This is a genomic window from Achromobacter sp. JCM 18799, assembly GCF_055395645.1.
Window position 1 is genome coordinate 2,376,099 of sequence record NZ_AP043866.1, and the last position, 16,586, is coordinate 2,392,684.

A 16,586-nucleotide genomic window follows, 5' to 3' on the forward strand; every position below is an offset into this window, starting at 1 on the left:
GCGCTCACCGCAGGCGTGATGGATGCGCTTCGTCACGCCTGCAGTTTGGGGAGGGTTTGCAATGAAAAAGAAAATCACGGGCTGCCTGGTCTGCGGGCTGCTGCAAGCCGGGACCGCGCTGGGCGCCGAAGCGGAGCCTGCTCCCGCAGCGGGGACCCTGCCTTCGAACGAATGGCAGTTCTCGGTCACGCCCTACTTCTGGGCTGCCGGTCTGTCCGGCAAGACATCCCAATCACGGTCGCCCGTCATCGATATCCACGCGGGCTTCGACAAATTGTTCGACAACCTCGACTTCGGCGCCATGCTCATCGGCGATGCGCGCAAAGGACGCTACAGCGTGTTCGGCGACCTGATCTACACCAAGATCGGCACGCAGGGGGATACGCCGCGCGGCATCCTGGCCTCCAGCGCGGACGTGAAAGCCTCCACGTTCGCGGGACTGCTCGGGGTCGGTTATTCCTTGCTGGAAAACTCACCGCATCAACTCGACGTTGTCGCAGGCCTGCGCGTCTGGTCGGTCGACACCGACATCACGCTCAAGGGCGCGCACCTGGACGGCAGAACGCGCAGCGACGGCGCCACGTGGGTCGACGGCCTGGTGGGCGTGCGCGGAAACTACATGCTGAGTTCGAAGTACTACATCACCGGCTGGGGCCTGATCGGCGCGGGCGGCGCCGAAGCGGATTGGGATGTGGGCCTGGGCCTCGGCTACAACTTCAGCAAGAATGTCTCGGCGGCGATAGGCTATCGCGCACTGGGCGTGGACTACAGCAGCGGCGGCTTCAAGTTCGACGCCGTGCTGCAAGGCCCCATGGCGGGCCTGACGATCCGCTTCTAGATGGCGGCGCAAAACAAAAAGGCCTTCGATCGAAGATCAAAGGCCTTTCCATTTTCTTTGCTGTATTGGCCAAGTGAACTTGGCGCGCCCGGCAGGATTCGAACCTACGACCCCCTGGTTCGTAGCCAGGTACTCTATCCAGCTGAGCTACGGGCGCTCCGGCAAAGAGGCAAAATTATATCAGAAAAATCTTGCCGTTTTTACTGCTCTTGCTATTCAAACGAGACGTTCAATCACATCGTTTCACCCGACACCGGCTGATTAAAACCAATGCGGAATCAAACTTGGCGCGCCCGGCAGGATTCGAACCTACGACCCCCTGGTTCGTAGCCAGGTACTCTATCCAGCTGAGCTACGGGCGCATTCGCGTTTGAAAGCAAGCCTTGAATAATAGCGTTATTTCGCGAAGCGTGCAAGTGAAGCACTGATTCATGCGATCACAGCATTCACGATGAAGAATGCTCAGGCCGCGCCATCGCTCGCACCCAGCCTCGCCAGCAACGCCCTCGCCTGCTCCACCACGTCGCCGTCATTGGGCCTGAATTCCAAGTGCAGCGCCTGCGGCAGTTGCGTGAAGTGCGCATGGCAGCTGCGCGCGTAGGCAGGATCGTAGTGCCGGTCTATGAGCTCCTGCGCCAGCTCGGCGCGCGCGCCGCTGTCGACCAAGGCCAGCCAGCCGTTCACGCGCTCGCGGCTGTGCAGGCCTATCATGCGCTGCAGCTGCGCCTTGAGCGATTCGGGATCGTCGAACAGATGCGCGTAATCCTGCTGCAGAAAGGCAGCGCGATCCTCGCGACTGGAGCGGACCTCGACACACGGACTGGCGTGCACAGCAGCCAATAACGCGGCGGGCAAGGCGACCGCGCCGATCTTGCGGCTCTCCGCTTCAACAAACACAGGCCGCGACGCGTCGAACGCGCGCAGGCGCTGCGCCAGCCGCGTGTCGAAGCCCTTTTGCGAGGGCTGCGCGACACCGGCCCAGGCGCCCAGCAATGACCCGCGATGCGCGGCCAGTCGCTCCAGGTCCAGCGTCTGCGCGCCGGCCTGGTCCAACGCGCTCAACAAGCGCGTCTTGCCGCTGCCGGTGGGCCCGGCCAGCACGATGTAGCGCAAGCCCGCCGGCAGGCTATCCAGCGCGTCCAGCGTGGCCTGGCGATAGGTCTTGTAGCCGCCGTCCAGTTGCCGCGCGCGCCACCCTATCATGTTGAACATCGTCGTCATGGAGCCGGAGCGCGTGCCGCCGCGCCAGCAATAGATCAACGGCCGCCAACCCTGGCGCCGGTCGGCGAAGGTCGTGTCCAGATGCGCTGCGATGTTGCGCGCCACCAGCGCCGCGCCGACGCGCGAAGCCTCGAAGGGCGAGACCTGCTTGTACAGCATACCTACCACCACGCGCTCTTCATTGCTCAGCACAGGCGCGTTGATCGCGCCGGGAATGTGGTCATCGGCGAATTCGAGCGGCGTGCGCACGTCGATGACTTCATCGAAGTCGTGCAGCCGGTCAAGGGGAGCAAGCAGGTGCTTCAAGGGATCTGCGCCACAAAGGGAATCGGGAATTTTCTCATGCGACGCAGGCTCGCTCACGAGCGCGCTTGGCGCCCATGAAAAAACCCGCAATCACTTGCGTGATTGCGGGTTTTTTATCTCCGGTGCTGACCGAAGCCAGATCGGAGAGAATCTGGCGGAGATGGTGGGATTCGAACCCACGATGCAGTTTTTAGCCACATACTCCCTTAGCAGGGGAGCCCCTTCAGCCTCTCGGGCACATCTCCGAAGAGAACGAGATTCTAGCACGACTTTTTTCACTCTTGCCCGTTATCGGGCACTTATTGAAAAAAAATCGTGCCGGAGTCTTGAATCAGGCCTTTTCGGCAGGCGCCTGGTCCAGGCCGAAGGCCTTGTGCAGCGCGCGCACGCCCAGTTCCATGTACTTGTCGTCGATGATCACCGAGGTCTTGATCTCGCTGGTGCTGATCATCTGGATGTTGATGCCTTCTTGCGAAAGCGTCTGGAACATCAGGCTGGCCACGCCCACGTGCGAGCGCATGCCGATGCCGACGATGGAGACCTTGGCGACCTTCTCGTCGGTGGACAGTTCACGCGCGCCCACGGCGGGGATGACTTCCCGCTTGAGCAGATCGACGGCGCGGGCGAACTCGTTGCGGTTGACCGTGAACGAGAAGTCGGTCGAGCCAGCCACGGACTGGTTCTGCACGATCATGTCGACGTCGATGTTGGCGGCGGCGACCGGACCCAGGATGGAGAAGGCGATGCCGGGCTTGTCCGGAACGGCCAGCAAGGTGATTTTGGCTTCGTCGCGGCTGAAGGCGATGCCGGAGACAACGGCGGCTTCCATTTTTTCGTCTTCCTCAAAAGTAATCAGCGTGCCCGAGACCATTTCTTCTGCGAGCGGGATAAGCGGGTCGGTCAGCGAGGACAGGACCCGGACCGGCACACGGTATTTGCCGGCGAATTCAACCGAACGGATCTGCAGGACCTTGGAGCCCAGCGATGCCATTTCCAGCATTTCCTCGAAGGAAACGACGGCCATGCGGCGCGCTTCGGGCACCACGCGCGGATCGGTCGTATAGACGCCGTCCACGTCGGTGTAGATCAGGCACTCGTCGGCCTTGATGGCGGCCGCCACGGCCACGGCCGAGGTATCGGAACCGCCGCGGCCCAGCGTGGTGATGTGGCCTTCCGGGTCGACGCCCTGGAAGCCCGTAACGATGACCACGCGGCCGGCGTCCAGATCGCCGCGGATGCGCTCGTCGTCGATCGACGTGATGCGCGCCTTGGTGAACGACGAATCGGTGCGCACGGGCACTTGCCAACCGGCATAGCTGCGCGCCGGCACGCCTTCGGCCTGCAGCGCGATGGCCAGCAGGCCGCTGCTGGCCTGTTCGCCGGTGGCGGCGATCATGTCGAGCTCGCGGCTGTCGGGCTGCGGCGTAATCTCGCGCGCCAAGCCGAGCAGGCGATTGGTCTCGCCCGCCATCGCCGACGGAACAACGACAACCTGGTGGCCGGCAGCGTGCCACTTCGCGACGCGACGCGCCACGTTCTTGATGCGCTCGACCGAGCCCATCGAAGTACCGCCATATTTGTGAACGATCAGGGACATCTCGTACTCTGGCTGGGAACCCGCCGCAAAAGGTTGACGGGCAAAGCCGTATATTCTAGCGCGGCGGTAAAAATTTGCGCAGCTTGTGCAAAATTCTGTCCACGCCGCGATTTTTTGGGGACATCGGCGGCGCTGATCCGCCTATTCCCGGGGTTCGACCCAGACCCTGCCCCGGTGGCAGCGGATGACGTGGCCGGCCTGCTCCACCCGCAACTGGCGGTCATGGCCCAGGCTATGCAGCCCGCGCAGCTGCCGCAGCAGATCGCGCATCCTGGCATCCGTCGGCATGCGGGCGCCATTGCGTTCCAGCCAATGGCGCAGCACGTGCGCCTGGCGCGCCTCGGACAGCCCGCGCCACGCCTGCAGCGAAAAGCTGGCGCCGTCCGCGGAAGGATCGAGCATGGCGAAGTCGTCGCGCGCCACCTCGTCCAGGATCTCGGCCGCCTCGCCCATGTGCCGCGCATGGCGCGCGACGATGGCGCGCCACCCGGGCCAGCGGGCATCGAGTGCCGGCGCCAGCAATTCGCGCAGGGCGGCGCGGGTGTAGTGGGGATCGGTGTTGGTGGGGTCCTGCACCGGACGCCAGCCGCTGGCTGCCGCCACCGCGTCCGCCGCATGCAGGATCGCCTCGCGGCCGATTTCCAGCCAGGGTCGCAGGTAGACCAGTCCATCGCGCCGGGACAGCGGCGCCATGGCAGCCATGCCAACCAGCCCGGTGCCGCGCAGCAGACGCAGCAGGACCGTTTCCGCCTGGTCGTTGCGATGATGGGCCAACAGGATATGCGTCACTCCCTGCTCTTGCGCCAATTGCGCCAGCGCCGCGTAGCGGGCGTCGCGCGCGGCCGCCTCGATGCCCTTGCCCGCCGCCTGCGCCACCTGCACGCGCGCGACCGACAGCGGCAGCGCGAGCATGTCCGCCAGCGCACGCGCATGCTGCGTCCATGCGTCGGCCGCGTCCTGCAAGCCGTGGTGCACATGGAACAGCGCCAGATCCATGCCCAGGTCGCGCGCCACGGCGGCCGCGTGCACGGCCAGCATGGCCGAATCGGCGCCGCCGCTCAACGCCACGGCGATGCGCCCCGGACGTTCGGGCAAGGCCTGCAAGGCGCGGCGCAAGGCCGCGGCCAGCTCGGCCGACACGGGAAGGGAATGAACTACGCCCGCCACGGCCCGATGCGGAGTATCGGACGCTGGGCGGGCGTTCATGGCGGGATGGCGCGTGGCGCTAGGCCGCGGCGCCGGCAGGCACGCCGGCGCCCTGCCTGCTTCAGGCGCGCACTTCCTGGTAGGCGCCGTAGGACAGCAGGCGCTGGACGCGCTGTTCCACGAGCTGCTCGGGCGTCATGCCCTGGAGCTGGCGCAGGGCGTCGCCCAGCGCGCGGCGCAGCAGGCGGGCCATGACGCGCGGATCGCGATGGGCGCCGCCCACGGGTTCGTTGACCACGCGGTCCACCAGGCCCAGGTCCTTCAGGCGCGGCGCGATGATGGCCAGGGCCTCGGCGGCTTCAGGCGCCTTGTCGGCGCTGCGCCACAGGATCGAGGCGCAGCCTTCCGGGGAAATCACGGCGTAGGTCGCGTATTGCAGCATCAGCACGGCATTGCCCACGGCGATGGCCAGGGCGCCGCCCGAGCCGCCTTCGCCGATGATGGTGCAGATCACGGGGACCTTGAGCTCGGCCATGGCATAGAGGTTGTGGCCGATGGCTTCGGACTGGCCGCGCTCTTCGGCGCCGATGCCGGGATAGGCGCCCGGAGTGTCCACGAACGTGAACACGGGAATGCCGAACTTCTCGGCCAGGCGCATCAGGCGCAGGGCCTTGCGATAGCCTTCCGGACGCGGCATGCCGAAATTGCGGGCGGCGCGTTCCTTGGTGTCGCGTCCCTTCTGGTGGCCGATGACCATGCAGGGCGTGCCGTTGAAGCGCGCCAGGCCACCGATGATGGACTGGTCGTCGGCGTACATGCGGTCGCCGTGCAGTTCATGGAAGTCAGTGAACATTTCGCGCACGTAGTCCAGCGTGTAGGGACGCTGGGGATGGCGGGCGACCAGGGCCGTCTGCCAGGGCGTGAGCTTGGCGTAGATTTCCTTGGCCAAGGTCTGGCTCTTCTGCTGCAGACGTCCGATCTCGTCGGAGATGTCTACGGCCGAATCGGCCTGCACGTAGCGCAGCTGCTCGATCTTGTTCTCAAGCTCGGCGAGCGGTTGTTCGAATTCCAGAAATGTATTGCGCATGTAGTGTGGTTCCGTAGATGGGCTGCCTGGCTTGCGTCAGTATTGGACCGGAGTCGGATCCAGACTGCGCCACAGATACCAGGTGGCCACGGTACGCCAGGGTTGCCACGCCAACGAGACTTCGCGAGCCTCGAAGCGAGAGACAGGCTCGCCGCTGAAATAGTGTAGCGAGATTGCCTTGAGCAACCCAGGATCATCCAGCGGCAGAACATCAGGCCGCTGCAGATTGAAAATCAAAAACATCTCCGCCGTCCAGCGGCCTATGCCCCGGATGGCGGTCAATTCGGAAATGACGGCTTCGTCGTCCATTGCCGCCCATTTCTCGGGATGGACCCGGCGCTCGCCGAAATGCACGGCCAGGTCCAGCACGTACTCGGCCTTGCGCTGCGACAGCCCGGCCGCGCGCAAGCCTTCCAGGCCGACGCGCAGCACGGCGACGGGCGTGGGGCGCTTGCCCACGGCCTCGATGAACTGGGTCCAGACGGTGTCGGCCGCCTTGCTGGACACCTGCTGCCCGATGATCGCCCGCGCCAGCGTCACGAATGGCGTGCCGCGCGAAGTCAGCCAGACTTCGGGATGCTGGGGGATGACCTTCTTCAGGATGCGGTCGCGCCGCATCAGATGGGCTACGGCGGCTTCCCAATACTCGGGCTTGGGAATGTCGAGGTCGGCGGTGGACATGGCGGGCGGGTCCTGCGGGTTCAAGCGCGACGCCATTGCGTCACGCCGCCCGGCTTGTCGTCGAGTTCGATGCCGGCTTCGCGCAGCTCCACGCGGATGCGATCGGCTTCGGCGAAGTTGCGGGCCGCCTTGGCGGCCGCACGCGCGTCGATCAGGGACTGGATCGCCTCGGCGTCCAGCGCGCGGCGCTCGCCCTGCTCCATGGCTGCCGCCGAATAACGGGTGGGCGATTGGAAATAGGCTGCGGGATCCTGCTGCAGCAGGCCCAACAGGGACGCCAGCGCCTTCAACTGGCCGGCGCTGCGCGTGCTCTTGTTGCGGTTGGCGTCGGAGGCCAGCTCGAACAAGGCCGCGACCGCGCCCGAGCTGTTGAAGTCGTCATCCATGGCCGCCTTGAAGGCCTGGGCCTGCGGCTCGTTCCAATCGATGCCCTGGGTGTCGGCAGGCACGTTCTGCAGCGCCTGGTACAGGCGGTCGAGCGCGTTCTGCGCGTCGATCAGATTGTCCGGCGTGTAGTTCTGCGGGCTGCGGTAATGGTTGCGCACAATGAAGAAACGCACCATTTCCGCTTCGCGCGGGTTGACGTCATAGACGGCCTGGTCGGCGGTCGGCTCTTGCCGGGCGATGGTCTGGCGGATGGTGCGGAAATTGCCCAGGGACTTGGACATCTTGTCCGAGTCGACCATGAGCGGGCCGCAATGCATCCAGATGTTGGCCAGCACGCCGCCGAAAGCACCCTCGGTCTGGGCGATCTCGTTTTCATGGTGCGGGAACTTCAGGTCCGGACCGCCGCCGTGGATGTCCAGCGGCAGGCCCAGCAGCGACTTGCTCATGGCCGAGCACTCGATGTGCCAGCCCGGACGGCCCAGGCCGTACGGCGATTCCCACTTGGTGTCGGCCGGCTCGTCCGCCTTGGCGGACTTCCACAGCACGAAATCCAGCGGATCGCGCTTGGCCGAACCCACCGCCACGCGCTCGCCGGCGCGCAGGTCGTCCAGCGTCTTGCCGGACAGCTTGCCGTAGCCGGGAAAGCCGCGCACAGCGTAGTTCACATCGCCATCGTCGGCCTGGTAGGCCAGGCCGTTCTGCTCGAGCTTGCCGATGATGTCCAGCATCTCGCCGACGTACTCGGTCGCGCGCGGTTCGCGGTCCGGCGTCTGGACGCCCAGCGCGCGCTCGTCGGCGTGCATGGCGTCGATGTAGAACTCGGTGACTTCGCCGATGCGGCGGCCGGTCTCGACGGCGCGGCGGATGATCTTGTCGTCGATGTCCGTGATATTGCGCACATAATCGACCGCCAGGCCGCTGGCGCGCAGCCAGCGCTGCACGATGTCGAACGACACCAGCATGCGGGCGTGGCCCAGATGGCAAAAGTCATAGACGGTCATGCCACACACGTACATGCGCACCTGACCAGCCTGGGCCGGCTTGAACGGTTCTTTGGTACGCGACAACGTGTTGTAGATTTGCAGCATGGCGCTTATAGGCTTTATCTAAGTTTTCCGTGGCGGTTGCGGAAAGTTGCTGCCGAAGGAAAATACCTTCGGCGCGTGCCGCCGGGTCGGATGTCGATCCCGCCGATTTCGATCCTGCGATTTCGATCCCGCGGTTTCGATCCCGATCTCGGCTTCGGGCCATAATCTCACTGGCGCCGGCCGTTCCGAACCCGCATTTCGAGCCCGCATTCCATCAACGATATCCTGGGGCTTCGTCCCCGATGTCGAGCCAAAACTCAACCGGGGCTAAAATGGCGGTCGTCAAGTATAGCAAGCGGCCCGGTCGCGCGCGTAAGCGTCGGCCTGCCAAGACTTTTAACGGATGCCCAAGTGACTATCAAGCCGCGCTTTCGCGTCGCCCTGCTCGCCCTGGCCCTTGCGGGCGCGCCGGTTGGAGCCTCTCTGGCCCAGTCGATGGCCGGCGGCGGTGGAACCAACCCCAACGCCAACCGCACCACCCTGGATCCCATCCCGCCCGAGGGCGGCTGGGATAGTCTGGCCAAGCTGCTGGAAGCCGCCAAGCCCAGCGTCGACACCCGCCTGACGCCCTCGGCCTCGCAGATCACGACGCACATCGAGCGCCTGCTGAACCACGGCGACAACGCGGAAGCGCTTGCCATGATCGAAAAGCGCCAGGAGCAGATCAAGGACCAGCGCGGCACCGACGTGCAGCTGATGTTCCAGCACGCCCGCGCGCTGGCGGCCCTGAACCGCACCAGCGAAGCCATCGACGTCTACACCGAGATGACCAACCGCTTTCCGGAGCTGCCGGAACCTTGGAACAACCTGGGCGCTCTATATGCAGGGCGCGGCGAACTCGACCGCGCACAGGACGCCCTGTCGATGGCCCTGCGCGCCGACCCCAACTATGCCGCCGCCCGCGCCAATATGGGCGATCTGCAGCTTCTGCAGGCCTTGAACACCTACAAGAAGGCCGCCGCCGACGGCGTGCCCGGCATGCAGGAAAAGGTCCGAGAAGTCGAAACCATGCTGAAGGATAAACACGGCAAATGATGTCCCGCTACTCCCCCCTACACCTGCTGCGCCTGACGGCGTGCTCGTTCGCGCTGGCTGCATTCGCCCCAGCGCTCGTCAGCGCCGCCCCTGCGGCCAATTCCTCCACCTCCACCTCTGAAGGCACAAAAGCCATGAGCACCAACCCCCGCGTCAAGCTTCAAACGAACCAAGGCGACATGGTCATCACCCTGGATGCCGCCAAGGCTCCCAAGACCGTCGAAAACTTCCTGACCTACGTCAAGGAAGGTTTCTACAACGGCACGGTGTTCCATCGCGTGATCGATGGCTTCATGATCCAGGGCGGCGGCTTTGAGCCCGGCATGAAGCAGAAGCAGACCCATGCCCCCATCGAAAACGAGGCCAACAACGGCCTGAAGAACGACAAGTACACCCTGGCCATGGCCCGCACCAGCGATCCGCACTCGGCCACGGCGCAGTTCTTCATCAACGTGTCCAACAACGACTTCCTGAACTTCACCGCGCCCACGCCCAACGGCTGGGGCTATGCCGTGTTCGGCACCGTGACCGAAGGCACGGACGTGGTCGACAAGATCAAGGGCGTGAAGACCGGCAACAAGGGCTTCCACCAGAACGTGCCGAACGACGACGTGATCATCGAGAAGGCCGAAGTTCTTGAATAAGATCACGCTGTCCGGCCCCATCTGGCTGGCGTCCGACCTGCATCTGGGACCGGCCACGCCGGCCACCTCGGAGGCCTTCCTGGCCTTCCTGGAGGCCGCGCGGGAGGAAGCCGGCGCCCTGCTGCTGCCGGGCGACATCTTCGATGCCTGGATCGGCGACGATGTGATCCGCGCCGCGCCGCCGTGGCTGGCCACGGCGCTGACGGCGCTGCGCGACACCGCCAGCCGGATTCCGGTCTGGCTGGGCCGCGGCAACCGCGACTTCCTCATCGGGGAAGAACTGGCCCAGGCCCTGGGCGCCAAGCTGCTGCCCGAACCGGCGCTGCTGGAAACGGACTATGGGCAAATCCTGCTGACCCATGGCGACGAGTTCTGTACGGACGATGCCGCCTACCAGCAGTTCCGCAAGATGGTCCGCGATCCGCGCTGGCAGGCCGAATTCCTGGCCAAGACGATCCCCGAACGCCTGGCGATGGCGCAGCAGGCCCGCGGCGAAAGCCAGGCTGCCAACCAGATGAAGTCCATGGAGATCATGGACGTCAACGCCGCCGCCATTGAATCCGTCTTCCGCGAAACCGGCGTGCGCGTGCTGGTGCATGGCCATACCCATCGCCCCGCCCGCCACGTGCTGGAAGTGGACGGCAAGAAGCGCGAGCGCTGGGTCCTGCCCGACTGGGACTGCGACCATGTCTCGCCCGCCCGCGGCGGCTGGCTGATCATCGACCAGGACGGCCTGCAGTTCTACGACCTGGAAACGGAAGCGTAGCCCTCGGGCGCGCCGCCACGGAAAACAGCAAGGGCCGCGCAAGCGGCCCTTGTCGTTGCTGCAGCCGGCGCCATGCCGGCCGTGCCATCAGCGCGTGAAGATCCAGGCTGCGACGACGCCGCCGAAGATGATCCGGTACCAGGCGAACACGCGATAGGTATGGTTGGCGACGAAGCGCAGCACGGCGCGCACCACCACCATCGCGCTCAGGAACGCGGCCACGAAGCCCACGGCAATGCCCGCCAGATCGTGCTGCGTGAGCAGATCCATGTTCTTGTACATGTCGTAGACCGCCGCGCCCAACATCGTGGGCATCGCCAGGAAGAACGAGAACTCGGTGGCCGTCTTGCGCTGGATCCCGGCGATCATGCCGCCGATGATGGTGGCGCCCGAACGCGAGGTGCCCGGAATCATCGCCAGGCATTGCGCCACGCCCACGCCCAGCGCCTGCTTCCAGGAGATCTGCTCCAGCGTGCGGGCCGTGGCGCGCTCATCCGAGGCGGTATCGTCGGCCGCGCCCGGCATGTCGCCCGGCGTATGGTGCGTCTTGCGCTCCACGTACAGCATGATCAGGCCGCCCAGCACCAGGGTCACGACCACCACGGCCGGGTGGTAGAAGACGCTCTTGATGGCCTTGATGAAGATCGCCCCGATGACGGCGGCCGGCAGGAAGGCGATGATCAGGTTGCGGGTGAAGGCCACCTCGCTGGGCACGCCGGTCAGGGTGCCGCGGATCAGCGTCAGGAGGCGGGCGCGGAACACCCACATCACCGCCAGGATGGAACCCAGCTGGATCACCACCTCGAACACCTTGCCCTGGCTGGATTCGAAATTGATCCAGTCGCCCACCAGGATGAGGTGGCCGGTGCTGGACACGGGAATGAACTCCGTCAGGCCCTCGATGATGCCCAGGACGAAAGCTTTGATCAGGTATAGGGTGTTTTCGGTCACGATGGCAGGTCGGTCCAGTTAGTCGTTGGCTAGGGATTCGTCGTCCGCAAGCATTTCCTGCGGCCGCTTTTCGACGCGCACCAGCGCGATGCGGCGGCCGTCCATTTCCAGGACTTCAAAGCGGAAATGCTCGTGGTGGATTTCGTACTCGCAGACGTCGCCCGGCTTGGGCAGGTGCCCGAAGCGCGACAGCAGGTACCCCGCCAGGGTTGAAAAATCCTGGGCGTCATCGACCAGGCCCTCGGTTTCCAGCACTTGCTCGACATGGTGCAGGTCGGCCGCGCCGTCGATTTTCCAGGTGTTCTCGCCGTCGGCGACGATGTCGGGCAGTTCGTCCTCGTCGGGGAACTCGCCGGCGATCGCCTCGAAGACGTCGATCGGCGTCACCAGGCCCTCGATGGCGCCGAACTCGTCGGCCACCAGCACCAGCTGGCCGCGCGAACGCTTGAGCGTGTCCATCAGGCGCAGGATGCCGATGGACTCGTGCACGATGATGGGGTCGCGCAGACGGTTGCGGCGTACCCTGCCCTCGGTGATCAGGTCGGCCACCAGGTCCTTGGCGCGGCCGATGCCCAGCACCTCGTCCAGGGAACCCCGGCAAACGGGGAAAAAGCTGTGCGGCGCCTCGGTCAGCTGGCGGCGGATGGTTTCCGGGTCGTCGTCGATATTGATCCACGACACATCCGTGCGCGGCGTCATGATCGAACGGATCGACCGCTCGGCCAGCGTCAGCACGCCGCTGACCATATTGCGCTCCTCGACCCCGAAAGCCGGGATGGCCGGACCGTTCGCGCTGGGCAGGTCGGGTTCGTCGGCGGGCGGGCGCTTGCCCAACATGCGCAGCACGGCGGAAGCGGTACGTTCGCGCATCGGCCGGCGCGCATCCAGCTTGAGCAGGTTGCGGCGCGCCACCTGGTTGAGCGCCTCGATGGCGACCGAGAAGCCGATGGCCGCGTACAGGTAGCCCTTGGGCACCTTGAAGCCGAAGGCTTCGGCCAGCAGCGAAAAGCCGATCATGAGCAGGAAGCCCAGGCACAGCACCACCACCGTGGGGTGGGCGTTGACGAAGCGCGTCAGTGGCTTGGACGCCAGCAGCATGATGCCGATGGCGATGACCACGGCGATCATCATGATGGCCAGATGGTCCACCATGCCGACGGCGGTGATGACCGAGTCCAGCGAGAACACCGCGTCCAGCACCACGATCTGCGTGACGATCACCCAGAAGCTGGCGTACACGCGCGGCCCCGATGAGCCGCCGTGCTGGGAGCCCTCCAGGCGCTCGTGCAGTTCCATGGTGCCTTTGAACAGCAGGAACAGGCCGCCGATCATCAGGATCAGGTCGCGGCCCGAGAACGACAGCGGGCCGATGGAAAACAGAGGGGCGGTCAGCGTGACCAGCCATGACATGACCGACAAAAGGCCAAGACGCATGATGAGCGCCAGGCTCAGGCCCATGATGCGCGCGCGGTCGCGTTGCGCAGGGGGCAGCTTGTCCGCCAGGATGGCGATGAAAATCAGGTTATCGATCCCCAGGACGATCTCAAGGATGACCAGGGTAAGCAAGCCGACCCACGCAGTAGGGTCCAGCAGCCACTCCATCAGGAGCTCCAGAAGTTACACGACCGGTAATCGTACATGGAAAATCCGTGACACGCCGGTGACGAACCCCGTCCTTATGCCTGAGACGCAGGCGGTTTAGGCCTGTAGAACCAGGACATCCGAGGTCTGGCGCCGCAGTCGGAACGGACGAAAAAAAACCGGCTCCCAGCCGGTTTTCACATCCGGGACAGCCGATCAGTCGCTGAGCTTGAGCGTGCCCTTCATCATGGCCCAGTGACCCGGGAAAGAGCAGAAGTAGGCATAAGCCTCGCCCGGGGTGAGCTTGGAGACGTCAAACGTAACCGAATCCGACTCGCCGCCGCCGATGACCTTGGTGTGGGCGATGACGCGGGTGTCGCCCGCCTTGACGTAGTCCTGCGGCAGTCCGGCGTTCATGCCGTCGGTGGCCACGGCCGTCTTGTCGGCCTCCTTGGTCAGCACCCAGTTGTGGCCCATGGCGACCTTGGGCATTTTGCCGACGTGCTTGAGGTGAACGGTGAATTGCTTGCAGCTTTTGTCGACGACCATTTCCTTCAGGTTGTACTGCATGGCGTCGTTGCTTTCTATGGTTGCTTCGCACTGAGCGGCCAACGCGGGCAGGCTGGCTGCGGACAGAGCGATGGCGAGGGTGGCTTTTGCCAGCATGGAGATTCTCCGTAAACGTTGGCGGCTCTTCCGACACGCGTGAGGCACATGCCTCGCGTCGCTGCCGCCACGCACAAGTCTATGGCGCAGCGCAAAGCGCGCTATTGACCGGCATCAATAGCGCCTCGTTCAACCCCTCCAAAACGGGGATATCCCCTACGCCGCATGCGGGTATTGCCCGCCAGCGGTCCGCGCGCGAACGCCGATTGACAAACCGCAATACGACCGATGCCGAGCATTCTTAGGATGCCTGCAAACAAACACAATCAGCAGAGTACGAAAATGCGAGGCAGTAAAGCGGCGGGGCGCGGGTTCAGTCGGTACCAGTGGTTCGTGCATGCAGTCTTTCTAGTCTTGCTGCTGTGCGCGCAGGTCTTCAGCGCCGCCCAGGCCCAGCGCCTGCCGGACTTCCTGGGCGGCATCCCCATCGGACAGATCTTCCCCGGCGCCGACCGCGCCGATCCTCCCGCCGGCAAGCCCATGGTTGCCAAGGTCTATGCGGGCACGCGCCAACTGGGCGTGGTCTATCTGACTTCCGACGTCGTCAACACCCGCGGCTACTCCAGCAAGCCCATCGACGTGCTGGTCGGCCTGGCGAACGATGGACGCATCGTCGGCGCCCGGCTGGTGGAACACCACGAGCCCATCGTGCTCATCGGCATTCCGCAATCCAAGGTCGACCATTTCATCAGCGGCTATGTGGGGCTGAACTTCGTCGACTCCCCTCCCCGCCATGGCGCCCCGCCGCCGGTGGACATCATCAGCGGCGCGACCGTCACACTGATGGTGATCGGCGACAGCATCACGCGCTCGGCCATCGCCGTGGCCCGCGCCCACGGCATCGACAAGACCGCCGCAGCGGCGCCGCAGGCCGCGCCCGTTGCCGCCCGCGTCGTGGACGATGCGCGCGATGCCGTCCAGTCCTGGCAGGATCTGCTGGATGCAGGCGCGGTGCGCAACCTGCGGCTGAGCCCGGAGGACGTGAACCAGGCATTCCGCGCATCGGGAAGGAACGACGCCGCGGCCAATACGGAAGGCAGCGCCGACGCAGACGGCTTCATCGACCTGTACGCCGCGCTGGTCAGCGTGCCTGCCATCGGCCGCAGCCTGCTGGGCGACACGGAATGGCAGCGCCTGAAGGAAAGGCTCAAGCCCGGCCAGCAGGCCGTGCTGGTGGCCGGCAACGGCGCCTACTCGTTCAAGGGTTCGGGCTACGTGCGCGGCGGCATCTTCGACCGCATCGAGATCATCCAGGACGAAAGCAGCTTCCGCTTCCGCGACCGCAACCACCAGCGCCTGGCCGACGTGGCCGCGCAGGGCGCGCCCGCGTTCCGCGAGGTAGCCCTGTTCGTCGTGCCCGAGGACGCCACGCTGGATCCGGTCGCGCCCTGGCGCCTGCAGCTGATGGTACAGCGCGTGCTCAGCGTCAGCGACAAGGCCTTCGTGACCTTCGATCTGAGCTATGAACTGCCGGCGGCCTATACCCGGCCGGTGCCAGGCGCGCAGGCATCCGCCGCGCCCTCGCCGGCTGCCGCTCAAGCCGCCCCGGCCCAGGCCGCTCAGGAAGAAGACGCCGCGCCCGCGCTATGGAAACAGATCTGGCGCGGCAAGGCCGGCCAGGTCGCCGTGCTGACGGTGGCGCTGCTGGTGCTGGTCGGCGTCTTCTTCTTCCAGGACCAGCTTGCCAGCCGTCCGCTGCTGCATGACCGCCTGCGGTTGGCGTTCCTGGCGTTCGCGCTGTTCTGGATCGGCTGGTACGGCCAGGCCCAGCTTTCCGTGGTCAACGTGCTGACCTTCTTTTCGGCAATGCGCAGCGACTTCCGCTGGGAGTACTTCCTGATGGACCCGCTGGTGTTCATCCTGTGGTGCGCCACGGCCATCTCCATGGTGTTCTGGAACCGGGGCGCCTTCTGCGGCTGGCTATGCCCCTTCGGCGCGCTGCAGGAACTCAGCAACCGCATCGCCCGCCGCCTGGGTGTGCGCCAGCTCAAGATCAGCCATGGCGTGAACCAGCGCCTGTCGACCCTGAAGTACGTGATCTTCCTGCTGCTATTCGGATTTTCGCTGTACGACCTGGCGCTGGCCGAGCAGCTGTCCGAGGTCGAACCCTTCAAGACCGCGATCATCCTGCGCTTCATGCGCTACTGGCCCTTCGTCGCGTTCGCCGTGGCGCTGCTGGCGGCCGGCCTGTTCGTGGAGCGCTTCTTCTGCCGCTATCTCTGTCCGCTGGGGGCCGCGCTGGCGATCCCTGCGCGGTTGCGCATCTTCAACTGGCTGCGCCGCTACCGCGACTGCGGCAATCCCTGTCAACGCTGCAACCTTGAATGTCCGGTGCAGGCGATCGACCCCACCGGCGAGATCAATCCGAACGAGTGCATCCAGTGCCTGCACTGCCAGATGCTCTACCACCACGAGCAGAAATGTCCGCACCTGATCCAGAAGAAGGCCAAGCGGGAGCGCCGCCGCACGCCCGCGGCCGAACCCGCCGAGCAGGTCATCGTCATGCACCGCGCGCCGAATCCGAATAACGAACCTGGCGCCTGATCCCGCTTTCCGCACCGCGGCGCCCGGGGCGCCGTTCCTACCAAGGAG

Annotated in this window: 14 protein-coding genes and 3 tRNA genes; 5 read left to right on the top strand and 12 right to left on the bottom strand. The window is 65.2% G+C overall.

Features of this window, described 5'->3' with window-relative positions:
* Positions 1 to 61 precede the first annotated feature (61 nt).
* Positions 62 to 838 (top strand): hypothetical protein, encoded by a 777-nt coding sequence (locus ACZ5YA_RS11185; protein ID WP_059372074.1) that lies wholly within the window; start codon positions 62 to 64, stop codon positions 836 to 838.
* An 80-nt stretch (positions 839 to 918) separates the two neighbouring features.
* On the opposite strand, the gene ACZ5YA_RS11190 is transcribed toward ACZ5YA_RS11185, so the two are convergent.
* The 9 genes from ACZ5YA_RS11190 to cysS form a co-directional block, all read right to left on the bottom strand.
* A tRNA-Arg gene (locus ACZ5YA_RS11190) sits at positions 919 to 995 on the bottom strand.
* 128 nt (positions 996 to 1,123) lie between these two features.
* Positions 1,124 to 1,200, bottom strand: a tRNA-Arg gene (locus ACZ5YA_RS11195).
* Between the two features lie 100 nt (positions 1,201 to 1,300).
* Positions 1,301 to 2,365, bottom strand: coding sequence for a tRNA 2-selenouridine(34) synthase MnmH (gene mnmH, locus ACZ5YA_RS11200; RefSeq protein WP_464092509.1), 1,065 nt, complete (start codon positions 2,363 to 2,365; stop codon positions 1,301 to 1,303).
* A gap of 152 nt (positions 2,366 to 2,517) precedes the next feature.
* A tRNA-Ser gene (locus ACZ5YA_RS11205) sits at positions 2,518 to 2,610 on the bottom strand.
* A gap of 86 nt (positions 2,611 to 2,696) precedes the next feature.
* Positions 2,697 to 3,962, bottom strand: coding sequence for an aspartate kinase (locus tag ACZ5YA_RS11210; RefSeq protein ID WP_464092510.1), 1,266 nt, complete (start codon positions 3,960 to 3,962; stop codon positions 2,697 to 2,699).
* A 141-nt stretch (positions 3,963 to 4,103) separates the two neighbouring features.
* Entirely contained in the window at positions 4,104 to 5,078 is a 975-nt protein-coding gene (gene tilS, locus ACZ5YA_RS11215; RefSeq protein WP_464092848.1) for a tRNA lysidine(34) synthetase TilS, read from the bottom strand.
* A 151-nt stretch (positions 5,079 to 5,229) separates the two neighbouring features.
* Positions 5,230 to 6,195, bottom strand: coding sequence for an acetyl-CoA carboxylase carboxyltransferase subunit alpha (locus ACZ5YA_RS11220; RefSeq protein WP_059372051.1), 966 nt, complete (start codon positions 6,193 to 6,195; stop codon positions 5,230 to 5,232).
* Between the two features lie 36 nt (positions 6,196 to 6,231).
* Positions 6,232 to 6,876, bottom strand: coding sequence for a DNA-3-methyladenine glycosylase family protein (locus ACZ5YA_RS11225; protein ID WP_059372813.1), 645 nt, complete (start codon positions 6,874 to 6,876; stop codon positions 6,232 to 6,234).
* 20 nt (positions 6,877 to 6,896) lie between these two features.
* Complete coding sequence (cysS, locus tag ACZ5YA_RS11230) at positions 6,897 to 8,351, bottom strand: cysteine--tRNA ligase (RefSeq protein WP_464092511.1); 1,455 nt, start codon at positions 8,349 to 8,351, stop codon at positions 6,897 to 6,899.
* 351 nt (positions 8,352 to 8,702) lie between these two features.
* Between cysS and ACZ5YA_RS11235 the strand changes: the two genes are divergently transcribed.
* From ACZ5YA_RS11235 to ACZ5YA_RS11245, 3 genes are all read left to right on the top strand, one after another.
* Positions 8,703 to 9,386 carry a tetratricopeptide repeat protein gene (locus ACZ5YA_RS11235; RefSeq protein ID WP_059372045.1) on the top strand — a complete coding sequence of 228 codons (684 nt, stop codon included), beginning with the start codon at positions 8,703 to 8,705 and terminating at the stop codon, positions 9,384 to 9,386.
* Between the two features lie 134 nt (positions 9,387 to 9,520).
* Positions 9,521 to 10,030 (top strand): peptidylprolyl isomerase, encoded by a 510-nt coding sequence (locus tag ACZ5YA_RS11240; protein ID WP_059372043.1) that lies wholly within the window; start codon positions 9,521 to 9,523, stop codon positions 10,028 to 10,030.
* Entirely contained in the window at positions 10,023 to 10,796 is a 774-nt protein-coding gene (locus ACZ5YA_RS11245) for a UDP-2,3-diacylglucosamine diphosphatase (protein WP_464092512.1), read from the top strand. The genes ACZ5YA_RS11240 and ACZ5YA_RS11245 overlap by 8 nt, the downstream gene beginning before the upstream one ends.
* Before the next feature lie 87 nt (positions 10,797 to 10,883).
* Here ACZ5YA_RS11245 and ACZ5YA_RS11250 read toward each other — a convergent pair whose 3' ends face one another.
* From ACZ5YA_RS11250 to azu, 3 genes are all read right to left on the bottom strand, one after another.
* A complete protein-coding gene (locus tag ACZ5YA_RS11250) occupies positions 10,884 to 11,747 on the bottom strand; it encodes an undecaprenyl-diphosphate phosphatase (RefSeq protein WP_059372038.1) in 864 nt (287 codons plus the stop codon).
* 18 nt (positions 11,748 to 11,765) lie between these two features.
* Entirely contained in the window at positions 11,766 to 13,349 is a 1,584-nt protein-coding gene (locus ACZ5YA_RS11255) for a TerC family protein (RefSeq protein WP_059372036.1), read from the bottom strand.
* A 195-nt stretch (positions 13,350 to 13,544) separates the two neighbouring features.
* Positions 13,545 to 13,994, bottom strand: a complete 450-nt coding sequence (azu, locus tag ACZ5YA_RS11260; protein WP_059372035.1) for an azurin — start codon at positions 13,992 to 13,994, stop codon at positions 13,545 to 13,547.
* A gap of 333 nt (positions 13,995 to 14,327) precedes the next feature.
* Here azu and ACZ5YA_RS11265 point away from each other — a divergent pair, with 333 nt between their 5' ends.
* Positions 14,328 to 16,538 carry a 4Fe-4S binding protein gene (locus ACZ5YA_RS11265; RefSeq protein WP_464092513.1) on the top strand — a complete coding sequence of 737 codons (2,211 nt, stop codon included), beginning with the start codon at positions 14,328 to 14,330 and terminating at the stop codon, positions 16,536 to 16,538.
* The last annotated feature ends 48 nt before the right edge of the window (positions 16,539 to 16,586 follow it).